The 23957-nt window shown below is 75.0% G+C and carries 18 protein-coding genes, 1 tRNA gene and 1 riboswitch; of the genes, 6 read left to right on the top strand and 13 right to left on the bottom strand.

Features of this window, described 5'->3' with window-relative positions:
- The coding region (locus MRBLMG1_RS22630) for an NPCBM/NEW2 domain-containing protein (protein WP_367825915.1) at nt 1-797 on the top strand (797 nt) is incomplete at its 5' end.
- On the opposite strand, the gene MRBLMG1_RS22625 is transcribed toward MRBLMG1_RS22630, so the two are convergent.
- Nucleotides 784-4086 carry an ATP-binding protein gene (locus MRBLMG1_RS22625; RefSeq protein WP_367825914.1) on the bottom strand — a complete coding sequence of 1101 codons (3303 nt, stop codon included), beginning with the start codon at nt 4084-4086 and terminating at the stop codon, nt 784-786. The two genes, MRBLMG1_RS22630 and MRBLMG1_RS22625, sit on opposite strands and share 14 nt — an antisense overlap.
- 247 nt (nt 4087-4333) lie before the next feature.
- Entirely contained in the window at nt 4334-6505 is a 2172-nt protein-coding gene (locus tag MRBLMG1_RS22620) for an asparagine synthase-related protein (RefSeq protein WP_367825921.1), read from the bottom strand.
- A 570-nt stretch (nt 6506-7075) separates the two neighbouring features.
- Here MRBLMG1_RS22620 and MRBLMG1_RS22615 point away from each other — a divergent pair.
- The 4 genes from MRBLMG1_RS22615 (at nt 7076) to MRBLMG1_RS22600 (ending at nt 12226) form a co-directional block, all read left to right on the top strand.
- Complete coding sequence (locus tag MRBLMG1_RS22615) at nt 7076-8515, top strand: MFS transporter (protein ID WP_367825913.1); 1440 nt, start codon at nt 7076-7078, stop codon at nt 8513-8515.
- A 76-nt stretch (nt 8516-8591) separates the two neighbouring features.
- On the top strand, nt 8592-9776 hold the full coding sequence (gene lhgO / locus MRBLMG1_RS22610; protein ID WP_367825912.1) for an L-2-hydroxyglutarate oxidase: 1185 nt from the start codon (nt 8592-8594) through the stop codon (nt 9774-9776).
- A gap of 257 nt (nt 9777-10033) precedes the next feature.
- Nucleotides 10034-10762 carry a tRNA (guanosine(46)-N7)-methyltransferase TrmB gene (gene trmB / locus MRBLMG1_RS22605; protein ID WP_367825920.1) on the top strand — a complete coding sequence of 243 codons (729 nt, stop codon included), beginning with the start codon at nt 10034-10036 and terminating at the stop codon, nt 10760-10762.
- Between the two features lie 126 nt (nt 10763-10888).
- Nucleotides 10889-12226, top strand: coding sequence for a PrsW family intramembrane metalloprotease (locus MRBLMG1_RS22600; RefSeq protein ID WP_367825911.1), 1338 nt, complete (start codon nt 10889-10891; stop codon nt 12224-12226).
- 179 nt (nt 12227-12405) lie between these two features.
- On the opposite strand, the gene MRBLMG1_RS22595 is transcribed toward MRBLMG1_RS22600, so the two are convergent.
- From MRBLMG1_RS22595 to MRBLMG1_RS22555, 9 genes are all read right to left on the bottom strand, one after another.
- On the bottom strand, nt 12406-13353 hold the full coding sequence (locus MRBLMG1_RS22595) for an aldo/keto reductase (protein WP_367825910.1): 948 nt from the start codon (nt 13351-13353) through the stop codon (nt 12406-12408).
- A gap of 58 nt (nt 13354-13411) precedes the next feature.
- The gene (locus MRBLMG1_RS22590) at nt 13412-14512 is read right to left on the bottom strand and encodes a M23 family metallopeptidase (protein WP_367825909.1); all 1101 of its coding nucleotides are present in this window, start codon (nt 14510-14512) and stop codon (nt 13412-13414) included.
- A gap of 11 nt (nt 14513-14523) precedes the next feature.
- A riboswitch (cyclic di-AMP (ydaO/yuaA leader) is annotated at nt 14524-14670 on the bottom strand.
- Between the two features lie 201 nt (nt 14671-14871).
- Entirely contained in the window at nt 14872-16083 is a 1212-nt protein-coding gene (locus tag MRBLMG1_RS22585) for a PP2C family protein-serine/threonine phosphatase (RefSeq protein WP_367825908.1), read from the bottom strand.
- Nucleotides 16084-16259: 176 nt separating this feature from the next.
- Complete coding sequence (locus tag MRBLMG1_RS22580) at nt 16260-17492, bottom strand: MFS transporter (protein WP_367825907.1); 1233 nt, start codon at nt 17490-17492, stop codon at nt 16260-16262.
- Nucleotides 17489-18514 (bottom strand): PLP-dependent cysteine synthase family protein, encoded by a 1026-nt coding sequence (locus tag MRBLMG1_RS22575; RefSeq protein WP_367825906.1) that lies wholly within the window; start codon nt 18512-18514, stop codon nt 17489-17491. The genes MRBLMG1_RS22580 and MRBLMG1_RS22575 overlap by 4 nt, the downstream gene beginning before the upstream one ends.
- 63 nt (nt 18515-18577) lie before the next feature.
- Entirely contained in the window at nt 18578-18964 is a 387-nt protein-coding gene (locus tag MRBLMG1_RS22570) for a hypothetical protein (protein WP_367825905.1), read from the bottom strand.
- A 111-nt stretch (nt 18965-19075) separates the two neighbouring features.
- Nucleotides 19076-19816 carry a MerR family transcriptional regulator gene (locus tag MRBLMG1_RS22565; protein WP_367825904.1) on the bottom strand — a complete coding sequence of 247 codons (741 nt, stop codon included), beginning with the start codon at nt 19814-19816 and terminating at the stop codon, nt 19076-19078.
- A gap of 145 nt (nt 19817-19961) precedes the next feature.
- A tRNA-Met gene (locus MRBLMG1_RS22560) sits at nt 19962-20035 on the bottom strand.
- 53 nt (nt 20036-20088) lie between these two features.
- Nucleotides 20089-20583 carry a rhodanese-like domain-containing protein gene (locus MRBLMG1_RS22555; RefSeq protein ID WP_367825903.1) on the bottom strand — a complete coding sequence of 165 codons (495 nt, stop codon included), beginning with the start codon at nt 20581-20583 and terminating at the stop codon, nt 20089-20091.
- A gap of 185 nt (nt 20584-20768) precedes the next feature.
- On the opposite strand from MRBLMG1_RS22555, the gene sigJ reads away from it, so the two are divergent.
- The gene (gene sigJ / locus MRBLMG1_RS22550; RefSeq protein WP_367825902.1) at nt 20769-21743 is read left to right on the top strand and encodes an RNA polymerase sigma factor SigJ; all 975 of its coding nucleotides are present in this window, start codon (nt 20769-20771) and stop codon (nt 21741-21743) included.
- Nucleotides 21744-21920: 177 nt separating this feature from the next.
- On the opposite strand, the gene MRBLMG1_RS22545 is transcribed toward sigJ, so the two are convergent.
- Together MRBLMG1_RS22545 and MRBLMG1_RS22540 are read right to left on the bottom strand one after the other, a co-directional pair.
- On the bottom strand, nt 21921-22508 hold the full coding sequence (locus MRBLMG1_RS22545) for a phosphatase PAP2 family protein (RefSeq protein ID WP_367825901.1): 588 nt from the start codon (nt 22506-22508) through the stop codon (nt 21921-21923).
- Nucleotides 22505-23896 (bottom strand): diacylglycerol/lipid kinase family protein, encoded by a 1392-nt coding sequence (locus MRBLMG1_RS22540; protein ID WP_367825919.1) that lies wholly within the window; start codon nt 23894-23896, stop codon nt 22505-22507. The genes MRBLMG1_RS22545 and MRBLMG1_RS22540 overlap by 4 nt, the downstream gene beginning before the upstream one ends.
- Nucleotides 23897-23957: the final 61 nt, after the last annotated feature.

The raw sequence follows: 23957 nt of genomic DNA, 5'->3' as shown, positions 1-23957 counted from the left end.
GCATCGCCGCGGCCATGGCGGTCGCCGCGGCCGCCGGCCTCGTCTGGGCGATGGCCGGGGACCCGCAGCCGGTGGCCGCGCCCAAGCCCGTACCGCCGGTCGTCACGCCGATCGTGCCGTCGGAGCCCGCGCCGCCGCCGAAGGCCGCGCCCAGGCCCGTACCGCCGCCCCCGCCCGTACGGTCCGAGCCGCCGGCGCCCGCGCCGACGACCGCGAAGCCCTCCCCCGAGCCGACGCCGCCGCCGAAGCCCGCACCGAAGCCCGAGCCGAAGCCGACGCCCAGTCCGAAGGCGACCCCGCCGCCACCGCCCGCGAAGCCCGCGCCGAAGCCCGCGCCGTCGCCGCCGCCCGCGGCGCCGGCCGTCTACCGGGTCGACGAGCTGCAGTACGGGATCTTCGGCGACGGCACCAAGCCCGAGGTGTCCCTCTCGGACAGCAGCTGGATGTGGCAGCGGAGCAACCTCTTCATCGGGGGCACCCCGTACGCGCACGGGGTCAGCGTCCACGCGCCGTCCTCGCTGCTCGTCACCCTCAACCGGCAGTGCACGAGCTACGACGCGATCGTCGGCATCGACGACCTGAGCGCCCTGCTCGGCGCCGGGGGCGTCCGCTTCTCCGTGTACGGCGACGACGAGCGGCTCTGGCGCTCCGACGTCGTCCGGGCGGGCGACCCGCCGCTTCCGGTGCACGTCGACATCAGCGGCCGCAGCACGATCCGGCTCGTCGTCGAGGAGCACACGCCGTTCGGGCGGGCCGCCGTCGCCGACTGGGCGGATTCCCGGATCAGCTGCTCCTGACCCCGCCGGGCCCGGACGCCCCCGCGCCCGCCGGGTCCACGCCCGTGCGGGTCCCGACGAGGGACAGGACCGCGTCGACGTCGAGTCCCTCGCCGGCCGCGCGGGCGGCGGCGAGGCCGGACGCGCCGAGCGCGGCGAGGCCCTTCGCGGCCACCGTCTCGGCGTCCCTGGCCTGGGGCACCGAGCGGGGTATGTCCAGGCGCCAGACGTCGACGGCGGCCAGGACGGTCGCGGCGAGGGCCGGTTCGCCCACCTCGGCCAGGATGACCGCGAGCCCCTCGCCGAGCGCCGCGTGGACGAGGTTCGCGCACTGGCCGTCGCGGGCGGCACGCAGCGCGGACACGGCGTGGGCCACGGCCTCGGTGCTCCTGCCCTCGCGCGCCTCCACCAGGGCGGTGAGGCCCGTGACCGCGGCCGAGAAGTGCGGCGGCGGGGTCCCCGCGGTGACCAGCCGGCCCGCTTCCTCCAGGAGGACGCGGGCCGTCGCGACGTCGCCCTCGTGGAGCGCGATGGCGGCGCGCAGGAAACCGACGAACGTCCGGGTGTCGTGCACGTGGTACCGCTCGGCCTCTGCCTCGGCCTCCGCCAGGCCCTTCTTCGCGGCCTCCATGTCACCGCGGTGGTAGAAGAGTTCGGCGAGACGGGCCAGCAGGAAGGGGCTCTCGGCGTGGGCGCCGACCTCGCGGGCGAGCCGGAGGGCCTCCTCGTACGCCGCCCCGGCCTCCTCGTGGCGGCCGCGCATCATGTGGGCCTCGGCCGCCGCGCTCGCGATCTGCGCCCCCATCCAGCGGTCGCCGACCCGGCGGGCCAGGACGCGGAGCTCGGCCAGGTCCTCGTCGACGCCGGGCATGTCGCCGGGCATGTCGACGACCATGTGCGTACGGAACATCAGGGTGACGCCGACCTCCCAGTCGCCGCCGTGGCGACGGCAGTTGTCGACGGCCCTGTCGAGGAGGGCGCGGACCGTCGCCGGATCCTCGGTGAGGTACGCGGTGAACGGCCAGAGCAGGCCGGGGAACCGGGCGGCCTCGGGACCGGGATCCGTGCCGAACGCGGAACGCACCCGCCGCACCAGGTCGGAGACCTCGGGGTCGTCGCGGAACTCGGACGCGACGTGGTTCTCCACGGCGAGGAAGAAGTACAGCATCCGCAGGTGCATGCGCGGCCAGAAACGGGGATCGGCCGGGTCGTCCGGGTCCTCGCCGAGCGCGACCGCGCGCTCGACCCAGGACAGGCCCTCGGGACGGTAGTTGCGCAGCCACCAGAACCAGCCCATGGCGAAGACGAGGCGGAGGGCGGCAGCCTCGTCCGGGGCGGTGACGAGGACCCGGTGGAAGGCGGCGCGGATGTTGTCGAGGTCGCGCTCGATCCGCTCGATCCAGGGCAGCTGCTCCCCGGAGCGCAGCCGGGGCTCCGCGGTCTCGGCGAGCGCCGTGAAGTGGGCGGTGTGGACGGCCTCGGCCTCGGCGAGGAGGCCGGGGGTCTCGGCGGCGCGCTCGGCGGCGTACTCGTGGATGGTCTCCAGGAGGCGGTAGCGCATCTCGCCGCCGTCGACGGGGGTGGCGACCACCAGGGACTTGTCGACCAGGGCGCCCAGCGCGTCGGCGGCGCGCGGGGACAGCGCCTCGGCGGCGGCCAGGTCCCAGCCGCCGGCGAAGACCGACACCTGGCGGAGCAGGGTGCGCTCGTCCGGGTCGAGCAGGTCCCAGGACCAGTCGACGACGGCGCGCAGGGTCTGCTGGCGGGGCAGGACGGTACGGGAGCCGGAGGTGAGGAGGCGGAACCGGTCGTCGAGGCGGTCGGCGATCTGGCGCGGGGTGAGCAGCCGGAGGCGGGCGGCGGCCAGTTCGATGGCGAGCGGCAGGCCGTCGAGGCGGCGGCAGATCTCGTCCACCGCGCCGCCGTCCGCGACGGGGTCGAAGGACGGGCGCACGGCGCGGGCCCGTTCGGCGAACAGCCGGTGGGCCGGGTCGGGCGGAAGCGGCTCGACGGGGCGGACCGACTCGCCGGGGACACCGAGGGGTTCGCGGCTGGTGGCGAGGATCCGGAGCTGCGGGCAGTGCGTGAGCAGGGTCTCCGCGAGGGCGGCGGCCGCGTCGACGACGTGCTCGCAGTTGTCGAGGACGAGGAGCAGGGGGCGGCGGGCCAGGTGCTCGACGAGGTGGGCGGCCGGGTCGTCCTGGAGCGGGGCGCCGTCGCGGGTGATCAGGTTGACCTCCCGGAGCCGGAGCGCGGAGAGGACCGCGCCGGGCAGTGCCTCCGGGTCGTCCAGCGGGGCCAGCTCGGCGATCCACGCCTCCGGTCCGACGGCCCGCAGCGCGGCCTCCTCGGCGAGCCGCGTCTTGCCCGAACCGCCGGGGCCGGTGAGCGTGACCAGCCGGGAGCGGCCCAGGTCCGCGTCGAGGGCGGCGAGCTCGGGCTCCCGGCCGACGAACGAGGTGAGCCGGGGGCGGATGTTGCCGGCCGGGGCCGCGGAGGGCGGGGCCGTGCGGGAAGGGGCGGTCGCCGAGGTCGGGTCCGCGGGGGCCGCGGAGGGTCCCGTACGAGGCGGGGTCGGGGGCGGGGTCGGGGTCGTGCCGGCGAGGAGTTCGTGGTGCAGGGCCGCGAGCTCGGGGCCCGGGTCGGCGCCGAGGGCGTCCGCGAGGGTGCGGCGGGCGGACTCGTACGCGGCGAGGGCGTCGGCGTGGCGGCCCTCGGCGCGCAGGGCGCGGATCAGATGGGCGCGGAAGGCCTCGTCGTACGGATACGTGGTCGTCAGCTCGGACAGTTCCGGGACGAGCCCGTCGGTGGCGCCCCGGCGCAGGTCCGCCTCGACGCGCTGGCGCAGGGCCGCGAGCCGCTGGGCCTCGGGCCGGACGCCCGCCGGGTCGGGGAGGTCGGCGAGGGCGGGCCCCCGGAACAGCCCGAGGGCCTCCCTGAGAAGGCCGGCGGCGGCCTCGGGGTCGCCCGCGTCGAGGCGCGCGCCCGCGTCCCTGACCCGGCCCTCGAAGACGTACAGGTCGACGTCGCCGGGGGCCGCGACGAGCCGGTAGCCGGGGCCGGGGGTCGAGGCCACGGCCTCTCTGCCGAGCACCCGGCGGAGCCGGCCCACCAGGGCCTGGAGCGCGGCGGGGGTGTCGAGCGGCGGGTCGTCCCCGTACACGTCGTCGGCGAGCTCGCCGACGGACGCGGCCCGACCACCGCGCAGCGCCAGCGCCGCGAGGAGCGCGCGCAGGCGGGCGCCCCCCAGGGGGAGGGAGGTGCCGTCGGGCCGGAGTGCCTCGGTGGTGCCGAGGATGAGATACCGCACCGGCTCATTGTGGCCGGTGGCACGGCCGTGCGCCTCGGGGTTTGGCGGGGCGGGGGCTCGGGGGCGGGCCGGGGGCGGGGGGCTCGGGGGCGGGTCACGCCTGGGCATTGGCCTCGGAGTCCCGGTGCACCCCCGGGCGGCCGGGGCTCGGGGGTGCACCGGGACGGAGTCCCAGGGTCGGGTCGCGGCGGGGCGGGGTCCCGGGGGCACGGCCAGGCGGGGGCCCGCGGGCGCGCCCGGCCTTTCCTCAGGCCGGGAGGGAGCGGGAGGCCGGGATCAGGGGGCCCTGGACGGCGCGGTGGGAGCGGGGCTCGGTGGTGTTGGTCCAGCAGGAGCCGCGACGGGAGAGGAGGCGGCGGAGCCAGAGTTCGGTGGAGACGAGGTCGGCGAGGCCGTCGAGGGGGACGGGGGCGCCGTCGGCGGCGGAGCGGAGGGCCTCGCGGACGACGCGGGCGTCGACGAGGCCGGCGTCGGCGAGCAGGGGGGCGTCGAAGAGGGCGAGGAGCTGGGGCAGTGCGACGCGCAGGCCCGCGCGGGCGGCGGCGGCGGGGACGCCGGGGTGCGGGGCGCCCCAGCCCGGGGGCAGGTCGTGGATCCCGGCGCCGGAGAGGACCGTGCGCAGGACGCCGGCGCGGGCGTCCGGCTGGACCCGGAGCGATTCGGGGAGGGCGCGGCAGGCGCGGACGACCTGGTTGTCGAGGAAGGGGGCGTGCAGTCGCTGGCCCCGGATCTCCGCGGCCTGCTCCAGGACGCGGTGGTCGGCCGCGGCCCGGACGAGGGCGGCACGCGCGCGTGCCTCGCCCGGGCGCTGCACGGCGGCGGGGAGCGTCGCCGCGCGGTTCAGGCGAACCGATACTTCCGCCAGTGCCTCCCCCGTCAGCCAGCGGGCCGCGGGCCCCGGCCGCGACCAGGTGAGCGCGGACAGCGAGGCCTCCAGGGGGCCGAAGCCGTCCGGGGCCGTGCGGTTGGCCTCCAGGACGCGCCGGGCGGCCGTCTCCAGGCCCGTCCGGTACGGGGTGCGGGCCAGTTTCCGTGCCGCCCGGTAGACGGTCAGCGGCACCAGGAAGGACCCGGCGGACGGGCCCGAGGCCTTGGCGAGCGCCGTCACGGGACGCACCAGGGAGCGGCGCCTGCGGTCCATGAGGAGGTCGGCGAGGCGTGCCGGGTGCGCGTCGAGGACCTGCTTGGCGCCCATCCCCGTGAAGTGGTCGGCGCTGCCGCCCGCGAGCCGCCGCCGGTGCCGTTCGGCCGTGACGAGCGCGGGCCCCGGCTCGTCGGTGAGCGGCCCGTCCAGGGCGGCGTACGGCAGCGCCTCCTCGCCCGCCGCGACGACGACGTGGTGCAGGCGCGGGTCGGCGGCGAGCTCCCTGGCCCGCTTCAGCTCGTCCTCGCGGCCGGCACCCGCGCGCGTGGCCAGGTCGTTGAAGGTGACGGCGAGCAGCCGCTCCCCCGCGCCCGTGCCGTGCCCGACGATCGTGCCGGGCACGCCGGGGAGACCGGCGGCGAGGAGCGCGAGGGTGCCGGAGGCGCTGCCGCCGGACAGGTCGGCGCCGATGCCGGGGGCGGGGCCGGCGCCCCGGGCAGCGCGCCGGTCGGCGGGTCCCATGCCGGGGACCGGCCCCGGGTCGGGCAGCGGGACCTCGGGGGCGTGCCGGGGGGCGGTGAGCCGGGCGCGTACGGCCTCGACGAGGGCGTCCCGTACCCCTTCGACGGCCTGCCGGGGGTCGCCTTCGGGCGCCGCGACCGCGAGCGAGGCGACCTGCTCGTACCCGGCGATCTCCCGTGAGCCCTCCCGCAGGATCAGCGCGTGGCCGGGCGGGACCCGCCGGACGCCCTCGTACGGGGTGGAGTCGCGCAGCGCCTCCGGGGTCTCGGGGCAGGCGAGGAGGGCGGCCAGGTGGCCGATGTCGAGCTGGGCCTCGACGAGGTCGGCGAGCGGCAGGGCGGCGGTGGCGAACGCGGTGCCGCCGGCCCACGGGGTGTGGAAGACGGGCCGGGCGCCGACGAGGTCGCCGGTGACGGTGACGCGGCGGCCGGCCCGGACGACGGCCGTGTAGCTGCCGGGCCATGCCGTGAGGTGCCGCAGTGCGCCCCCGCGCGCGGTGAGCAGGCCGATCCGGAGTTCCTCGTCGCTCGCGGCGCAGCAGCCGAGGACGGCGAGGCGGGTGTGGTCGTCGACGGCCACCACGCGCACCTCGTCGGGCCGCCAGTCGCCGACCGCCCACAGCGGATCGGCGCCGCTCCACAGGAGTTGGGCGCCCACCGGCTGCACCGCGCGCCCCTCGGCCGCCCGGTCGGAGCCGTAGCCGGAGGAGGAGGGGAAGTCGGCGTCGTATCCGCCGTTCACCGCTCCCGAGCGCGCTCCGGCGGTCGTTGCGACGTTCGCGGCGACACTGCTCCAGCCCACCAGCCATCGCATCGGCGCCTCCACATCCGTTTCGGTGGGAGACATGCTGCCACGACAACGGCGCACGGGGCGGAGTCCGGGTGCACGCGTACGAAAGCCGAATGCGCCCCTGGCATGGGCCAGTTGGACACCGACGGCACACAGGCGTCATTCGGCCAAATATCGACCGTGCCCGGTGGGTTTGGAACGCTACCGGGCTGTTTTTCGTCACGCGGGCGTCCGGCAGTCCGGGAGGCGCTCCCGCCTCCCGGCGCCGTCCGCCGCCCGCGGGGAATGGGGCGGCGGTGTCCCCCAGCCCACTGGTCCGGGACACCGTTCCCGGCCGAGTGGGCCGACCCACGCGCTACTCATGGAAGCGGCCGCCCTCCGGCCGGACGAGAGCGCACGGCCGGGCGCACGGCCACACGGCGGGAGCACGAGCCGGGCCCGCGGCCCCCGCCGGCGACCGGTCACACAACAATCTCGCCATACGGAACACCGCCCCTTAACGGTAGGGATGCGGCGAACTACGCTGTGTTTACGAATGCCGCACGCCTATGCCCGGCGTCGTGGCGGCCGTCTGGGTTGTCGAGGGGTGGCGTGATGTCCAGGGAGCAACGCGGGCCGAACGAAAAGCTCGGCACGGTTCTCGCCCTCGCGGGAATCAGCAACGCCGGGCTCGCCCGGCGCGTCAACGACCTCGGGGCGCAGCGGGGACTGACGCTTCGTTACGACAAGACCTCGGTCGCCCGGTGGGTGTCCAAGGGAATGGTGCCGCAGGGCGCCGCCCCGCACCTGATCGCCGCCGCGATCGGGCAGAAGCTCGGCAGGCCCGTGCCGCTGCACGAGATCGGGCTCGCGGACGCCGACCCGGCGCCCGAGGTCGGGCTCGCCTTCCCGCGCGACGTGGGCGAGGCGGTCCGCTCCGCCACCGACCTGTACCGGCTGGACCTCGCGGGGCGCCGGGCCGGCGGCGGCATCTGGCAGTCGCTCGCCGGGTCGTTCGCGGTCAGCGCGTACGCGACCCCGACCTCCCGCTGGCTGATAACCCCCGCCGACCCGTCGGTCGAGCGGGAGGCTCCGCGTCCGGTCGCGGGCCCCGCCGCGGCGGCGGCACCGGAGCACGCGCGCGTGGGCCACAGCGACGTCGCGAAGCTCCGCGAGGCGGCCGAGGACGCGCGTCGCTGGGACTCCAAGTACGGCGGCGGGGACTGGCGCTCCTCCATGGTCCCCGAGTGCTTACGCGTGGACGCGGCACCGCTGCTGCTCGGCTCGTACTCGGACGAGGTCGGCCGGGCCCTGTTCGGCGCGACCGCCGAGCTGACCCGCCTGGCGGGCTGGATGGCCTTCGACACCGGGCAGCAGGAGGCCGCCCAGCGCTACTACATCCAGGCGCTGCGGCTCGCCCGCGCCGCCGCGGACGTGCCCCTCGGCGGATACGTCCTCGCCTCCATGTCCCTCCAGGCCACCTACCGGGGCTTCGCCGACGAGGGCGTCGACCTCGCCCAGGCCGCCCTCGAACGCAACCGCGGCCTCGCCACCGCCCGCACCATGTCCTTCTTCCGGCTCGTCGAGGCACGCGCGCACGCCAAGGCCGGTGACGGGGTCGCCGCCGCGGGCGCGCTCAAGTCCGCCGAGGGGTGGCTGGAGCGGTCCCGGGCGGGCGACGCCGACCCGACCTGGCTCGGCTTCTACTCGTACGACCGGTTCTGCGCCGACGCGGCCGAGTGCTACCGGGACCTGAAGGCGCCCCGCGAGGTGCGCCGCTTCACCGAGCAGGCGCTGTCCCGTCCCACCGAGGAGTTCGTCCGCTCGCACGGGCTGCGGCTCGTCGTCTCGGCCGTCGCCGAGCTGGAGTCGGGCAACCTCGACGCGGCCTGCGCGGCGGGCACGCTCGCGGTGGAGGTGGCGGGGCGGATCTCGTCGGCGCGGACCACGGAGTACGTTCGGGACCTGCTGCACCGGCTCGAACCGTACGGGGACGAGCCGCGCGTCGTGGAGCTGCGGGAGCGGGCCAGGCCCCTCCTCGTCTCACCGGCGTGACGAGCGTCCCACGAGGTGGGCGTTTAGCGGCGTTGTCAGTGGGCCAGTGCACTATCGGGGGTGGGAGGTGGCGCTGGTGTTTGACTGTGACGTACTGGTGATCGGCGGAGGAATCGTCGGTCTGTCGACGGCGTACGCGCTGACGCGTGCCGCCCCCGGCACCCGGGTCACGGTTCTGGAGAAGGAGCACGGCCTCGCGCGCCACCAGACCGGGCGTAACAGCGGGGTGATCCACAGCGGGATCTACTACCGGCCCGGCTCGCTCAAGGCCCGCTTCGCGGTCTCGGGCGCGGCCGAAATGGTCAAGTTCTGTGCAGAGTGGGGCATTCCGCACGAGGTGACGGGGAAGCTCATCGTCGCCACCACGCGTGAGGAGCTGCCCCGGCTGCACGCGCTCGTGCAGCGCGGCCGGGAGAACGGCATCCCCGTGCGCGAGCTCGGCCCCACCCAGATCAGCGAGTACGAGCCCCGGGTCAGGGGCCTCGCCGCGATCCACGTCGGCACGACCGGCATCTGCGACTACGGCGCGGTGTCGGCCCGCCTCGCCGAGGCCTCCGGAGCCCGGATCGTCCGTGGCGCCGAGGTCGTCGCGATCGACCGGCGCCCCTGGGGCGTCGCCGTCCGCACGGCGGACGGCCGGATCGTCCGGGCCCGCGTCCTCGTCAACTGCGCCGGGCTCCACTGCGACCGGATCGCGCGCCTCGCGGGCGACGACCCCGGCATGCGGATCGTCCCCTTCCGTGGGGAGTACTACGAACTCACGGACCCCTCCCTCGTGCGGGGCCTGGTCTACCCCGTCCCCGACCCCGCGTTCCCCTTCCTCGGCGTCCACCTCACCCGGGGCATCGACGGCGGCGTCCACATCGGGCCCAACGCGGTGCCGGCGCTCGCCCGCGAGGGCTACGGCTGGTCCGTCGTCCGGCCCCGCGAACTGGCCGGCACCCTCGCCTGGCCCGGCTCCTGGTCCATCGCCCGCGCCCACTGGCGGTACGGCGCGGGCGAACTGCACCGCTCGGTCTCCAAGCGGGCCTTCACCGAGGCGGTCCGGCGGCTGCTGCCGATCGTCGAGGAGTCCGACCTCCGGCGGGCGGCTCCCGGCGTGCGGGCGCAGGCGGTCCTGCGGGACGGGACCCTCGTCGACGACTTCCTCTTCCGGGAGGCGGCGCGGACGGTCCACGTCCTGAACGCGCCTTCGCCCGCGGCGACGGCGTCGTTGCCGATCGGCCGGGAGGTCGCGACACGGGTGCTGGCGCAGCTGTAGCTCCGCGAGCCGGGCGGGACCTGCCGGACACTCGTAGGGGCGCGGGCGCCTTGGCCCGGCTGGGGGGCGCGGGCGCCTTGGCCGGCTGGGGGCGCCGTCCGTTGTGCCCACCCGTTCCGCCCCTGGCGGACGATTGCCCACCACGGGGGTGGCGGGGGGTGGGCCGTAGAATCGGGGGCATTGTGTCTGAGCTTCCTGAGAACGCCTCGCAGCCCGTCGCCGACCCCGTCCAGCCCGTCGCGCGGCGGGGCAGCCGGATGTTCGCCCCCGGTGAGGGGCCGATGCCCGATCCGGCCGGGGCGCATCACGAGCGGCGGATCCGGAGTTTCCAACCGCGCCGGAGCAGGGTCACGTACGGCCAGGCGGAGGCGATGCTGAAGAGGTGGCCGGACTGGGGCCTCGACATCGACGGCAAGAGCGTCCTCGACCTGGGCGAGATGTTCGACGGGCTCCCGGTCGTCCTGGAGATCGGCTTCGGGATGGGCGAGGCGACGGCGCAGATGGCGGCGGCCGACCCCGGCACGGGCATCCTGGCCGTGGACGTGCACACGCCCGGCCAGGGCAATCTGCTCGGACTCGCGGACCGCAACGGCCTGACGAACGTGCGGGTCGCCAACGGCGACGCGATCATCCTGCTCCGCGAGATGCTCGCGACGGACTCCCTCGACGGCTGCCGGGTCTACTTCCCGGACCCGTGGCCCAAGGCCAGGCACCACAAGCGGCGGCTGATCCAGCCCGAGTTCCTCAGCCTCCTCGCGACCCGGCTCAAGCCCGGCGGCGTACTCCACTGCGCCACCGACTGGGAGTCGTACGCCGAGCAGATGCTGGAGGTCCTCTCCGCGCACCCCGACTTCGAGAACACCCGGCCGGACGGCGGCTTCGCGCCCCGTCCCGATTTCCGGCCCGTCACGCGCTTCGAGGGCCAGGGCCTCGACAAGGGCCACGTCGTGCACGACCTGCTCTTCCGGCGGGTCCCGCGCGCGTAGGGCGGTCCCGCGCCCGCAAAGCCGTCCCGTGCACGCAAGGCCGGCCCCCGCCCTCACGGCCTGAAGCCGGTCCCGGGTTCGTAACCCCGTCGCCCGGTGTCGGTGGGGGTGGTTAGGGTCGCTCACGTGTCGAATCCCGCTCCCGCCGACCGGCTCCCCGAGGACACCGCGCCCGTCCCCCACCGGGACACGGACGAGCCGGCGTTCCCGGCCGCCGCCGACCGGTCCCAGTGGCGCTACCGACCACGCCGCGATTTCTGGCGCAGCCGGCTGGTCCGGGCCGTCGCCGTCGTCGTGCTGCTCGCGCTGTGCGCGCTGGTGATCCTGGCGCTGGTCCGCGAACAGACCGGCACCCAGGGCTTCCTCGTCGGCCTGGGCCTCGCCGTGCTTCCCGTACCGCTGCTGATGGCCGCGTTCCGCTGGCTCGACCGGGTGGAGCCGGGGCCCTGGAAGAACCTGCTCTTCGCCTTCGCCTGGGGAGCGTTCGCCGCCGCGCTGGTCGCGATCCTGGCGAACTCGTTCGCGGTCCGCTGGATCGCGACGGCCACGGCCGATCCGGACTCGGCCGACAACCTCGGGGCCACCGTCATCGCGCCCGTGGTGGAGGAGAGCGCGAAGGCCGCCGCGATCCTGCTGCTCTTCCTGTTCCGCCGGCGGCACTTCGGCGGCCTGGTCGACGGGGTCGTCTTCGCCGGCTTCACCGCGACCGGCTTCGCCTTCACCGAGAACATCCTCTACCTGGGGAACGCCTTCGGCGAGGACCAGGAGGTCGGCGCCACCGGCATCGGCATGGTCACCGCGGGGACGTTCTTCGTCCGGGTCGTCATGTCGCCGTTCGCCCACCCGCTGTTCACCGTGGTCACCGGCATCGGTTTCGGCTTCGCGGCCCTCGCCCCGCGCGGGAAGCGCCTCCGCCAGGTGCTGCTGCCGCTCGCCGGGCTGCTGCTCGCCATGGGCCTGCACGCCGCCTGGAACGGCTCGGCCACCTTCGGTGGCCCGCTGGCCTTCTACGCGGTGTACCTGGCGCTCATGGTCCCCGCCTTCGGCCTGCTGACCTGGCTCGCGGTGTGGAGCCGGCAGCGCGAGCTGCGCACGATATCCGGCGAGCTCCCGGCGTACGCGGCGGCCGGCTGGCTCTCCCCCGCCGAGCCGCTCGCGCTCTCCTCGATGCGCGCCCGCCAGGTGGCCCGCTCCTTCGCCGGCCGGACGTACGGCCCGGCGGCCGCGCGGGCCGTCGGCGAGTACGAGTCCTTCGCGACGACCCTCGCGTTCCTCCGGAACCGGGCCAAGCGCGGCACGGCCGGACCCGACTTCCCGGCCCGCGAGCAGGAGCTGCTGCACCACCTGTGGCAGCGCCGCGACGTCGCCTCGCCCTCCCTGACGTACGCGGCGCGTGCGACGGGCCGGGTGTGGGCGCCGCCGCAGTACCTGGACTACGGCGGCTACAACCCGTACCGGAGCTAGCCGGAGAAGTCGGAGACCCGGCCGGTGACGACCGGGCCGGGCCGGCGATGACCGGGCCGGGGCCGGAGGCGACCGGCGGACGCCCGGGCCTGCCCGGCGAAGGCCGCCCCGAGCACGCCCCGAGCCCGGCCCGAGAGCGCCCCGAGCACGCCCCGAGACCGCCCCAAGCACGCCCCCGGTCAGCCCGCGGACGCCTCCGTGAGCAGGGTGAGTTCGGCCTCGGTGAGGGTCAGGTCGGCCGACGCGACCAGGGCGGGGAGCTGTTCGACCGTACGGGCCGAGGCGATCGGCGCGACGACGGTGGGGCGGGAGGCGAGCCAGGCGAGGGCGACGGTGGCGAGCTCGGCGCCGTGGGCCTCGGCGACGGCGTCGAGGGCGGAGAGGACGGCCCGGCCGCGCTCGGTGTCGAGGTGCCCGCCGGCGCCGGCGGCGCGGACGCTGTCGACGGTGGCGCCGGGGCGGTACTTGCCGGTGAGGAAGCCGGACGCGAGGCCGTAGTACGGGACGGCGGCGAGCCCGCCCTGCTCGGCGGTGGCCAGGAGCGGGCCCTCGTAGGTCGCGCGGGAGACCAGGTTGTAGTGCGGCTGGAGGGCCACGTACCGGGTGAGGCCCTCGGCCTCGGCGAAGTCGAGGGAGGCGCGCAGCCGCTCCGGCGAGATGTTGGAGGCGGCGACGGCGCGCACCTTGCCGTCCTTCACCAGCTGGTCGAGGGCGGTGACGATCTCCTCGACGGGGACGGTCTCGTCGTCGAAGTGCGTGTAGTAGAGGTCGATGCGGTCGGTGCCGAGGCGGCGCAGCGACTCCTCCGCGGCGCCCTTGATGGTGGAGGCGGAGAGCCCCTTGAAGTGGGGGTGGGCGCCGACCTTGGTGGCGACGACGACGTCGTCGCGGTTGCCGCGGGAGGCGAGCCAGCGGCCGATGACGGTCTCGGACTCGCCGCCCTCGTTGCCCTCGGCCCACGCGGAGTACACGTCGGCGGAGTCGACGAAGTTGCCGCCGGCGGCGGCGTAGGCGTCGAGGACGGCGAAGGACTGGGCCTCGTCGGCGGTCCAGCCGAAGACGTTGCCGCCCAGGGCGAGCGGGAAGACGTGCAGGTCGGAGCTGCCCAGCGGGCGGAGAGAGGTCATGTGTCGATCAACCCCGCCGGCCGCCGGGCCTATTCCGTGCGAGCGCCCCGGGACGGTCTCAGACCGTCAGGCCCTTGGAGCGGAGCCACTGCGCCGGGTCGATGCCGTCGCCGCCGGCGGTGTGGACCTCCATGTGGAGGTGGGCGCCGGTGACGTTGCCGGTGGCGCCGACGCGGCCGATGGTCTCGCCGGTGCCCACGGTCTGACCGGCGGAGACCGTCATGGACGAGAGGTGGCAGTACCAGACCTCGGTGCCGTCGGCGAGCTCCAGGACGATCCGGTAGCCGTAGGAACCGGACCAGCCCGCGGACTTCACGGTGGCGCCGTGGACGGCCTTGAGCGGGGTGCCCGTGGGCGCGGCGAAGTCGAGGCCGGTGTGGTAGCCGGAGGACCACATCGAGCCGGACTGCATGTAGGAGGCGGTGAGGGTGTACGAGGAGACGGGCAGCGAGTAGCTCGCGGCGAGCTTGGCGAGGCGCTCGGCCTCCGCCTTCGCGGCGGCTTCCGCCTCGGCCTTGGCCTTCGCCTCCGCCTCGGCCTTCGCCTTGGCCTCGGCGGCCGCCTTCTCGGCCTCCGCCTCCTTGGCCACGGCCTCGGCGGCGGCCTTCTCGGCGGCCAGCTTCTCCGCGGCGGCCTTGTCGGCGGCGTCGGCGGAGGCCTGCTGCTGCTCGGCCTGCTGGAGGATGCGGGCGCGCAGGGCCTCGCCCGCGTCGGCGCCGGACGCGGTCCGGTCGGTCGCGTCGGTCTGCGCGTCGGCCGCCGTGGTGTAGGTGGCGGCGGTGAGCGGGTTCGGGTTGGCGCGGGCCGCGCTGACGGGCTCGCTGTCCTCGCCGGGGAGGAGGGCGCCGACGCCGGGAAGGTCGTGGGCGTCCGGGAGGTCGATGTCCGGGAGGTCGGGGAGCGAGATCGCGACCGGCGGCTTCTCCTGCGCGGTGGCGAGGCCGCCCGCGCCGACGGCGGCGATCACGCCGACGCCGAGGACGGTGGAGGAGCGGGCGAAGTTGGAGCGCTGCTTGACGACCCGGTGGCGGCCGCCGGAGCGGCTCTGCGCGCGGAGGGAGTCCTCGGTGGGATTCCACTCGGTGTCCGGGGCGGCGGGACCCGCACCGCCACCGAAGGCATCGAAGGGGGCTTCGGGTGCGGGGGTGTTGGACGCCACGGAGGGGCGCTCCTTTCCTTCCTTCTCGCCTACCGGGTTAGCTGACGGGTTCGGAGCAGGAAGGTCTCCTACGGGCACGGTCGCACAGGTGCGATGGGCCCGATTCACCCCAAGTGGTGGTTCCCCGGTTCCTTTTCAGGATTCGGCGCGTGCGCACGGTGCCGCCTCTTGCGACGGCTGAAACGACCGCGCTGCGTTATCGAACGTTAATAGACAGGGGGTCCCGATTCCAAGCCGTTCCTCTTGATCATTCATTGAAATGGGGGGGAATGGTCCGAGTTGAGCCCCCTTCAGAAACACGGCCGCAAACCCCGGCGATCTGACGTTAAGTCAATTGTTATCGCAGGGAGATCCTTCGACTACGCCTGGTCACCATGGTCGCCCGGCGGCACCACCGGCATGGTCCGGCGCCGCTCCGGCTGCCCCGCCGCCGGCCGGCTCACCGCGAGCAGCGCCATGTCGTCCGTCGAACCGCCGCCCGTGTGGAGGCGTACGTCGTCCACGAGCGCGTCGAGCAGCTCCTCCGGCCCCGGGAAGATCCGGCCGGCGAGCCGCTCGGCCGGATCGTAGAAGACGCCCTCCGCGTTCCGCGCCTCCGAGAGGCCGTCGGTGTAGAGGAGCAGGGTCGCGCCCGGCGGATACGGCCGCGCCTCGGCCCGGTCCGGCCAGGCCGCCAGGTCCCCCATGCCGAGCGGCAGCGCCGCCTCGCCCGGCTCCATGAGGTCGAGCCGCCCGTCCGCGTAGAGCATCAGCGGAGGCGGGTGCCCGCGGTTCACGACCCGTACGAACCCGCCGAACGTGCCGCTGCCGTCGGTGCGCGGGATCTCGGCGAGGACCGCGGTGGTGAACCCCTCGAAGGCGTCGAGCCCGTGCCGGCGGGTGCCCTCGCGGGCCAGCGCCCGTTCGAGGCGCTGCGCCACGCCCTCCAGGGTCCGTTCCTGTTCGGCCGCCTCCCGGAAGGCCCCGATGACGACGGCGACGGCCTCGACCGCGTCCATCCCCTTGCCCCGGACGTCCCCGACCACCAGCCGCACCCCGTGCGGGGTGTCCTGGACGGCGAACAGGTCGCCGCCGATGAACGCGTCCGCCTGCGCCGCCTCGTACCGCGCCGCGCACTGGAGCCCGCCGATCCGCTCCGCGGGCGTCGGCAGCACCGCCTTCTGCGCGGTCTCCGCGATGACCCGCGCCGAGGCGAGCCGCTCGCCGCTGCGGCGCACGACCCGGTTGATGAGGAGGGCGAGCGCGGAGACGGTGACGACGGTCAGCGTCTCGGTGAGGGCCGGGACGTCGCCGGCGGTGCCGTTGTAGACGTGCAGCCCGTAGGAGGCGAGGACGGCGGCGATCCCGGTGACCAGGGTGGTGACCATGGAGAAGAAGGGCGCGGCGATCAGCGGGGCGGCGGAGAACAGGGGCGCCGCCGTGTACGCGGGCGGTGTCTGCACGTCGAAGACGACACCGCCCATGATCACCAGCGGGGGCAGCGCACGGATGAAGCGCCGGGCGCCGCCGTACGCGGGGCGGCCCTCGCCGCGCCGACGCCCGCCGCCCGCCACTCCTTGGGGGTGCCCCACCTGTGCTCTCCTGCCCGGTCCGCCCGGCCGCGGTCCGCACCGCGCCCTCCCAGGTTGGCCGCCGCGACCCCGGAGGGCGACTCCCACGGGGCCGAGTGGCGTAGCCCCCCGGCGCCGTGGCCCCGTCACGCCGGCAGCCCCGTCGGCCCCCTCGGGCCACCGGAGCGGCGGCCCGGTCAGCCCCCGGTCGCCCCCTCGGCGAGCCGTCCGCCGCGGGCCAGCAGGGCCATCGCCGCCGCGCACACCAGGCCCACCGCGCACAGGCCGAGCCACGGCGCCGCCGACCAGCCGGTGACGTCGAGGAGCGCGCCCGTGCCCAGGTTCCCGAGGGTGATGCCGACCCCGCACACGGTGTTGTAGAGCCCGTAGTGGGTGGCGACCCACCGCCCCCGGGACAGAGCGACGACGGTGTCCATCTCGTAGGGGTAGAGCACCGCGTTCGCGACGGCGAGGACGGCCGCGCACAGCAGCAGCCCGACCGCGCCCCGGCCCAGCGCCGCCGGGGCGAGGAACGCCCCGCCCATCAGGGCGAGCCCGAGGACGAGGCACCGCTCCCGGCTCAGCCGGCGCCGGCACCAGGCCGTGATCCGCAGCTGCCCGGCGAGCGCGACCAGCGCCGAGACGACGAACAGCGCCGTCGTGAGCCCCGTGCCGTCCGCCGCGAGCGGCAGCGCCAGGTAGACCTGGAAGGACAGGACGTACGAGCCGGTCATGGCCAGCGAGAAGAACCAGAAGGTCCGGTGCGAGAGGACCGTACGGAACTGCCCCCGCTCCCCCTCCTCCCGGGGCGCGCGGGACGCCCGTACGGGAAGGTGCCGGAGTTGTACGAGGGTCAGGCCGGCGAACAGCACCGCCGCCACCACGCACGTCAGCCGGAACGACACCCCCGTCAGGGCCACCCCGACGAGCGGCCCGAGCAGGATGCCCGCCTGGTAGTACACGTTGAAGAGCGCGAAGGCCTCCACCCGCCGCTCCTCGCCCGCCTCCGCCGCGAGACAGGCCCGTACGGCGGGGTTGAACAGCGCCCCCGCCAGCCCGGTCGCGAGGGAGGCGGCGATCAGCATCGGCAGCGACTGGGCGAAGGCGAGCGCCCCGAAGCCGACCGTCCGCAGCGCGCAGCCGGCCACGATGAGCGGCTTGAAGCCGAGCCGGTCGGCGAGCGCCCCGCCGACCAGGAACATGCCCTGCTGGGAGAGGTTCCGGGCGCCCAGGACGAGCCCGACCGCCCAGGCCGCCATCCCGAGCCCGTCCGCGAGGTGCGCGGCCAGGTACGGCATCAGCATGTAGAAGCCGAGGTTGATGGTGAGCTGGTTGAGGAAGAGGAGCCGTACGGCCGGGTCGAAGGTGCGGCTCTGCCGCCAGACACCCCCCTTGGCCCGGGCGGGCGCGGCCGTGTTCGCGGTGGTCAACGGACGCGCTCCAGCACCTTGCGGGTCCAGCCGTCCACCCGCACCCCGGCCTCGTACGCGGCGGGGTCCTCGCGCACCGGGCCGTCGAGGAGGCCGTGCGCGGCGCAGTACTCGTCGTTGAAGACGGTGTCGAAGTACCGCTGCGGCCCGTCGGGGAAGACCGCCGCGATCCGGGTCCCGCGCGGCCGGGTCCTGGCCAGCCAGCCGGCGACCAGCGCGACCGCGCCGACACTCCAGCCGCCCGTCGCGAACTGGCGCGAGGCCAGGCGGCGGGCCGCCCGTACGGCCTCCGCCGGGCCCACCCAGTGGACCTCGTCGAAGGCGCCGTGGTCCACGTTCCCCGGGTGGATCGAGGAACCCAGGCCGCGCATCAGCCGGTTCCCGGCCGGCAGGCCGAAGACGGTGGAGTCGACGGAGTCCACGCCGACCAGCTCGAGGGCGGGGCTGCCGCCGGCGCGCAGGGCCCGGGAGATCCCGGCCGAGTGGCCGCCGGTGCCGACCGCGCACACGAGGACGTCGATCCGGTCGAGCTGCCCGGACAGTTCGGCGGCCAGCCCGGCGTACGCGTCGGGGTTGTCGGGGTTCCCGTACTGGTCGGGCCACCAGGCCCCGTCCAGGCTCACGAGGAGCTCGGCGACCCGGTCCATCCGGGCCTGCTGCCAGCCGCCGTGCGCGCTCGGCTCGCGCACGACGTGCACCCGGGCGCCGTGGGCGACGAGCATCCGCTCGACGATCGGTTCGAGGCCGGGATCGGTGACCACGTGCACCGGATGCCCGTGGAGCACGCCGGCGAGCGCCAGGCCGAGGCCGAGCGTCCCCGAGGTCGACTCGACGATCGGGGCGCCGGGCCGCAGCTCGCCCCGGCGGCGGGCCTGCTCGACCATGTAGAGGGCGGCCCGGTCCTTGATGCCGCCGAAGTTGAAGCCTTCGAGCTTGGCCCAGTAGCCGTCGTCCGTCCAGAGGACGGGGGTGTTGCCGACGGTCTGCCCCTGGACGGGCAGGGTCGTCAGTGGTGCGCTCATGGGGGTACGTCCTTGAGGTGGGTACGCGAAAGGGAACCTGGTCACGCGAGGGCGGGACCCGGCTCAGTTCCGGTCCACTCCGAGGGCGATCAGCAGACGGCCCGGCTCGGGCCCCGGCCCCGCCCGGCCCCGGACGCAGCGCGCGCGGGGATCGGTGCGGAGGTCCGCTTCGTACGACAGGGGTACGGCTCCGTCGGCCTCCGGCGCCGCGAGCTGCGAGGCCGCGGCCTGCGCGGGGAGATGGGCGTCGAAGGACCACGCGTCCCCGGGCCGCTCGCACCCGTGCGGCAGTTCGGGCGCGGAGACGGTCGCCGTGCCGGAGGTCGGCAGCAGGTGGCCCTGGGAGCCGTGGCAGACGCTCCCGAGGAGGGCGAGGAGCGCGAGGAGCACGAGCACGGCGGGCGCCCGCCGGCTCACCTCACGCAGATCGCTCACACGCCGGTCACTCATGGTGTGCGCGACACTACGGTGGGGCACCGCACGCCCGCAAAGAGGCGGGCACGGTTTTGGCCACCGTTTACTTCCGCTTACTTCCGCTTACTTCCGCCGGAACCGCGTGATCTAGAGGTTCCGCTCCGCGTAGACCCTCATCGCGTCCCGGACGAGGAGCGCGGTGCCCTCGCCGTGCTTGTCGTAGTTGGCGGTGAAGCGGGGGTCGTCGACGTACATCCGGCCGAGGCCGATCACGTACTCCCTGCTCGGTGTCGTGGTGGCGGACAGCCAGGTGATCTGGCGCCGTGCGATGGCCTGCACCTCGTCGCTGTCGGCGGCCAGGCCGTCCCGGGCCGCCTGCCCGAAGTCGCGGGCGATGCCGGCCTGTTCGTCCATGAACGCCTTCTTCTGCGCGGCGTCGAGCGAGCGCCACCAGCGGTCGCCCCGCGCGTACGCGTCGCGGCCCCAGCGCTCGGTGACCTCCTGCTCGTGCACCGTGTGGTCGAAGCCGTCGAACACTTCGTCGACCATGAGTTCTCCTCCGTTCTCGGTCTTGTGGAGAGTGGTCCGCACGGACGCGATCTGACGTCCGATGCGCTCGCGCTCCTGCTCCAGCAGGGCGAGATGGGTCCGCAGGGCGGCGGACGTGTCCCGCTCGCCCGCGAGGACCTCGGCGATGGCCGGCAGCGACAGCCCCAGCTCCCGCAGCAGCAGGATGCGCTGGAGTCGCACCAGCGCCCGCTGGTCGTAGTACCGGTAACCGTTCGCGCCGATCCGGCTCGGCTCCAGCAGTCCGCGCTCCCCGTAATGGCGGAGGGTGCGGCTGGTGGTGCCGGCCTTCTTGGCGACCTCTTGGATCGACCACTCCATACGGAAACGCTAGATCTTGACGCTGCGGCAAGGTCAAGCGGAGAAATCCGCGACACGAACGCCCGAGAGGGGCACTCGACGGAGACGCAGGGGAAAACGACGAAGACCCGGATCCAGAAGGATCCGGGTCTTCGCTGCTACTGAGTAGCGGGGACAGGATTTGAACCTGCGACCTCTGGGTTATGAGCCCAGCGAGCTACCGAGCTGCTCCACCCCGCGTCGGTAAACACGACTGTACGGCATGACCGGGGCGATCACGAAATCGCTTTGCGTCAGCACCCGCAGTCGTCGGAATCGACCGGCGCCGTCAGGGGGTCCGCGGCCTTCTCCGCGGGCCCCTCCCAGGTCTCGTACGCGAAGCCCTCGCGCACCCAGTACTCGAAGCCGCCGAGCATCTCCTTCACCTGGAAGCCCAGCTCGGCGAGGGCCAGCGCGGCGCGGGTGGCGCCGTTGCAGCCGGGGCCCCAGCAGTACGTGACGACCGGCACGGACCGGTCGAGCAGCTGCTCGGCCTGCTCGGGGATGAGCGCGGTCGGCAGGTGGATCGCACCCGGGACGTGCCCCTGGTCCCAGGACGCCGTCGAGCGCGAGTCGATCACCACGAAGCCCGGGTCGGTGCCGTCGGCCGCCGAGGTCGCGAGCACGGAGGCCACGTCGGAGACGTCGGCGTGGAAGGCGAGGCTCGCGGAGAAGTACGCGGCAGCGGCGGCGGGGGAGGCCGGCGGGGTGCGGAGAACGGGGTTGACCTGCGTCGTTGTCGTCGTCATGGTGATGAATCTACGGACGATGATCATCGAGCTGAAGTGGGGATTCACGGCGCTCGCGGGCTTCGGCCGGGGAATCCCTGGCGTTCGCCACGAGGCGGCGGGGATCTCACGTGCCGGAACGACACATGCCACCCGGACCCCCTCGGCTCGTGTCACATAGGCAGGGTTTCATCCGTCATGAAGGCATGACGGGACGCGAAGGGGGAGATCGACGAGTGGACGCCGAGAAGGAACGTGCCGACGGGGAGTTCCGGGCCGGGACGGCCGACAAGGAACTCCTGGCCCGGCGCTTCGAGGCCGACCGGAACCACCTGCGGGCGGTGGCCTACCGGATGCTGGGATCGCTGAGCGAGGCCGAGGACGCCGTCCAGGAGGCGTGGTTCAAGTTGAGCCGCGCCGACGTCAGCGCGGTGGAGAACCTCAGCGGCTGGCTGACCACCGTCGTCGGCCGCGTCTGTCTGGACATGCTGCGCTCGCGCGGCTCGCGCCGCGAGGACCCGCTGGAGTACTACCTCCCCGACCCGGTGGTCCGGGTCGCCGACACCACCGACCCGGAGCACGCCGCCGAACTCACCGAGTCCGTCGGCCTCGCCCTCCTCGTCGTCCTGGAGACCCTGTCGCCGGCCGAACGCCTCGCGTTCGTCCTGCACGACATGTTCGCCGTCTCCTTCGACGAGATCGCGCAGATCGTGGACCGCACCCCGGCCGCCACCCGCCAGCTCGCCAGCCGCGCCCGCCGCCGGGTCCAGGACGCCACCCCCGCCCCCGGCCCGGACGCCCGGCGCCAGCGCGAGATCGCCGACGCCTTCCTCGCCGCCGCGAACGGCGGCGACTTCGAGGGCCTCCTCGCCGTCCTCGACCCGGACGTCGTCCTCCGCGCCGACGGCGGCCGCATCCTCGCGGGCGCCTCCAAGCTGGTGCGCGGCGCCGAGGCCGTCATCTCGCAGGCCCTCATGTACGCCAAGTTCCGTCAGGCGTCGCTGCCGGTCGTCGTCAACGGCTCGCCGGCCTTCCTCTCGGTCGTCGACGGACGCCCGGCCGCGCTCATGTCGTTCACGATCGCCGGCGACCGCATCGTCGGCCTCCAGGTCCTCGCGGACCCCGAGCGCCTGTCCTCCCTCGGCCTCACCGACGAGGAACTGGCCGGCGCCGCCTACTGAGACCGGCCGGCCCGTGGGTGGGCACGCCCGTACGAAGCCGTAGGGGGTGCCCACCCGCGTACGAGGCCGTAGGGGGTGCCCACCCGCGTACGAGGCCGTAGGGGGTGCCCACCCGCCGGTGGAGCCGGCCCCGCCGCCCGAAGGGTCACCGGGCGGGCGGGCCCTCCCGACGGGCGCTCACTTCGCCTTAACGGCCGCCGTCAAGGAGGCTTCGATCGTCACGGCGACGGCGGCGCTCACGACGCCGAGGACCGCGCCCGCGACGACGTCGCCCGGGTAGTGGACCCCGGTGTGCACCCGGGAGTAGCCCACCGCCCCGGCGAGGATCCCGAGGGGCGCCGCGGCGACCGGCAGCACCACCCCGACGGCGGTGGCGAAGGCGACGGCCGACGCGGTGTGCCCGGACGGGAACGACGCCGAGTCGGGCATGGGGACGTGACGGCTCACCTCCACCCGGGCCGCCTCGCGGTCCGGCCGCGCCCGGCGGACCAGCCGCTTGCCCAGCAGATTGGCGGAGGCCGAGGCCAGCCCGATCGCCCCGACACCGGCGAGCGCCGCCCGGCGCGGACGGCCCGGCACGAGGGCGAGCGCCGCCGCCACCATGAACGAGATCTTCGAGTGGTCGGCCGTCCTGGAGAGCACGCGCAGCCGCATGTCGAGCGCCGGCGTGGGCGTCGCGGCCACGGCGGCGTACACGGCGCCGTCGACCGCGCGGAGGTCTCCGAGGACGTCCCTGAACGGACCGTTCTTCGTCGTCGTGGTCATGTGCTGTTCCTTCGGGTGGTTCCGGGTGAACTGTGGAACGCGAGCTCGTTGATCCGCCGCCAGTCGAGGCGCGGCGGGGGCGGGACGGAGCCCGGCCGGTCGCGCGGCACCAGGACCCGCAGGGCGCGGGGCCGGAGGGTGCAGACGACCGGGGTGGGCAGGATGAGCGCCTCGCCGTCGACGGCGACGGCGATGGTGCCGCCGCCGCTGCCCGGGCCGGCGCCGTTGCCGGACGCGGACCGGGTGGCGGCGCCCGTGACCTCGACCCTACGGGCCGTCAGGACGTTCAGGCCGGTCGCCTGCGTCCCCCACACCGCGAGCCCGGCGGCTTCCGCGGCGGTGGTCACGCGGACGCCGATCACGCCGAGTTCGCCCCCGTCGAGCCGCGGTCTGGTGGCGGCGGCGGCGCCGAACGGGTCGGGGGCGGCGTACGGGTTGTTGCTGACGAGGATCGCCTGCTGGGCGATGAGGCGGCTGTCGTCGGCGACCGCGTCGAGGCCGGGGCCCTGACCGCCCTGGAGCAGGTCGGGCAGGGCGTCGAGGGCGGTGCCGGCCTTCGCGTCGCGGTACTCGGGGCGCTGGACGACGTCCGCGTATACCCCGAAGGAGACCGTGTTGACGAAGGCACGGCCGGAGACCGAGCCCAGGTCGACCCGGAGCTCCTCGCCGTGGACGAGGGCGTCGAGGCAGGTCGACGGGTCCTCGCGGTCGAGCCCCAGGTCGAGGGCGAAGTGGTTGCGGGTGCCGGCCGAGACGACGAGGAACGGCAGGTCGTGCTCGGCGGCCACCGCCGCGACCAGCGCCTGGGTGCCGTCGCCGCCGGCCACCCCGAGCAGGTCGGCACCGTCGGCGACGGCATCGCGGGCGAGCGCGGCGACGTCCGTCTCGACGGACGGGTCGATCAGGATCACCCGGGCGCCCAGCTTCTCCGCCCGCTCCACGAGCCCGAAGCGGCCGACCTTCCCGCCGCCGGACTTCGGGTTCATGATCAGGACGGGCCGGCGGGGGCGCGGCCGCCGCTCACCCCGCACCCGGACCGTCGGCGTGCCCACCCCGGCCCCGTGCTCGGGACGGCGCAGGGCCATCCGCGCGCAGAACAGCGCCACCGCCCACAGGCCGGAGGCGAGGAGCACGGTCAGCCACAGGCCGAAGGTGAAGTACAGGACCAGGACCGCGATGGGCGCGCCTACGGCGAGCACCGCGCCGAGCAGCCGCAGCGGCCCGCGGTGGGCGAGGAACCACCAGATGCCCACGACGGCCCCGACGATCCCCGCGAGACCGATCACGAGGACCAGCAGGCCGCCGGCGCCCAGTCCCGTGAGCAGCAGGACGACGCCGGCCACCGCGGCGATCAGCGCGCACCGGGCCATCAGCCGGGCCCGGGCCATCGGGTCCCCGTGGCCCCTCGGATCCCCTGACCCGTTCTCCGTCGCCGTCACCGGCCCACCT

Origin of the sequence: Streptomyces sp. LMG1-1-1.1, assembly GCF_040815545.1 — a bacterium.
Lineage (GTDB): Bacteria > Actinomycetota > Actinomycetes > Streptomycetales > Streptomycetaceae > Streptomyces.
This window is presented reverse-complemented; position numbering and strand designations above follow the sequence as displayed.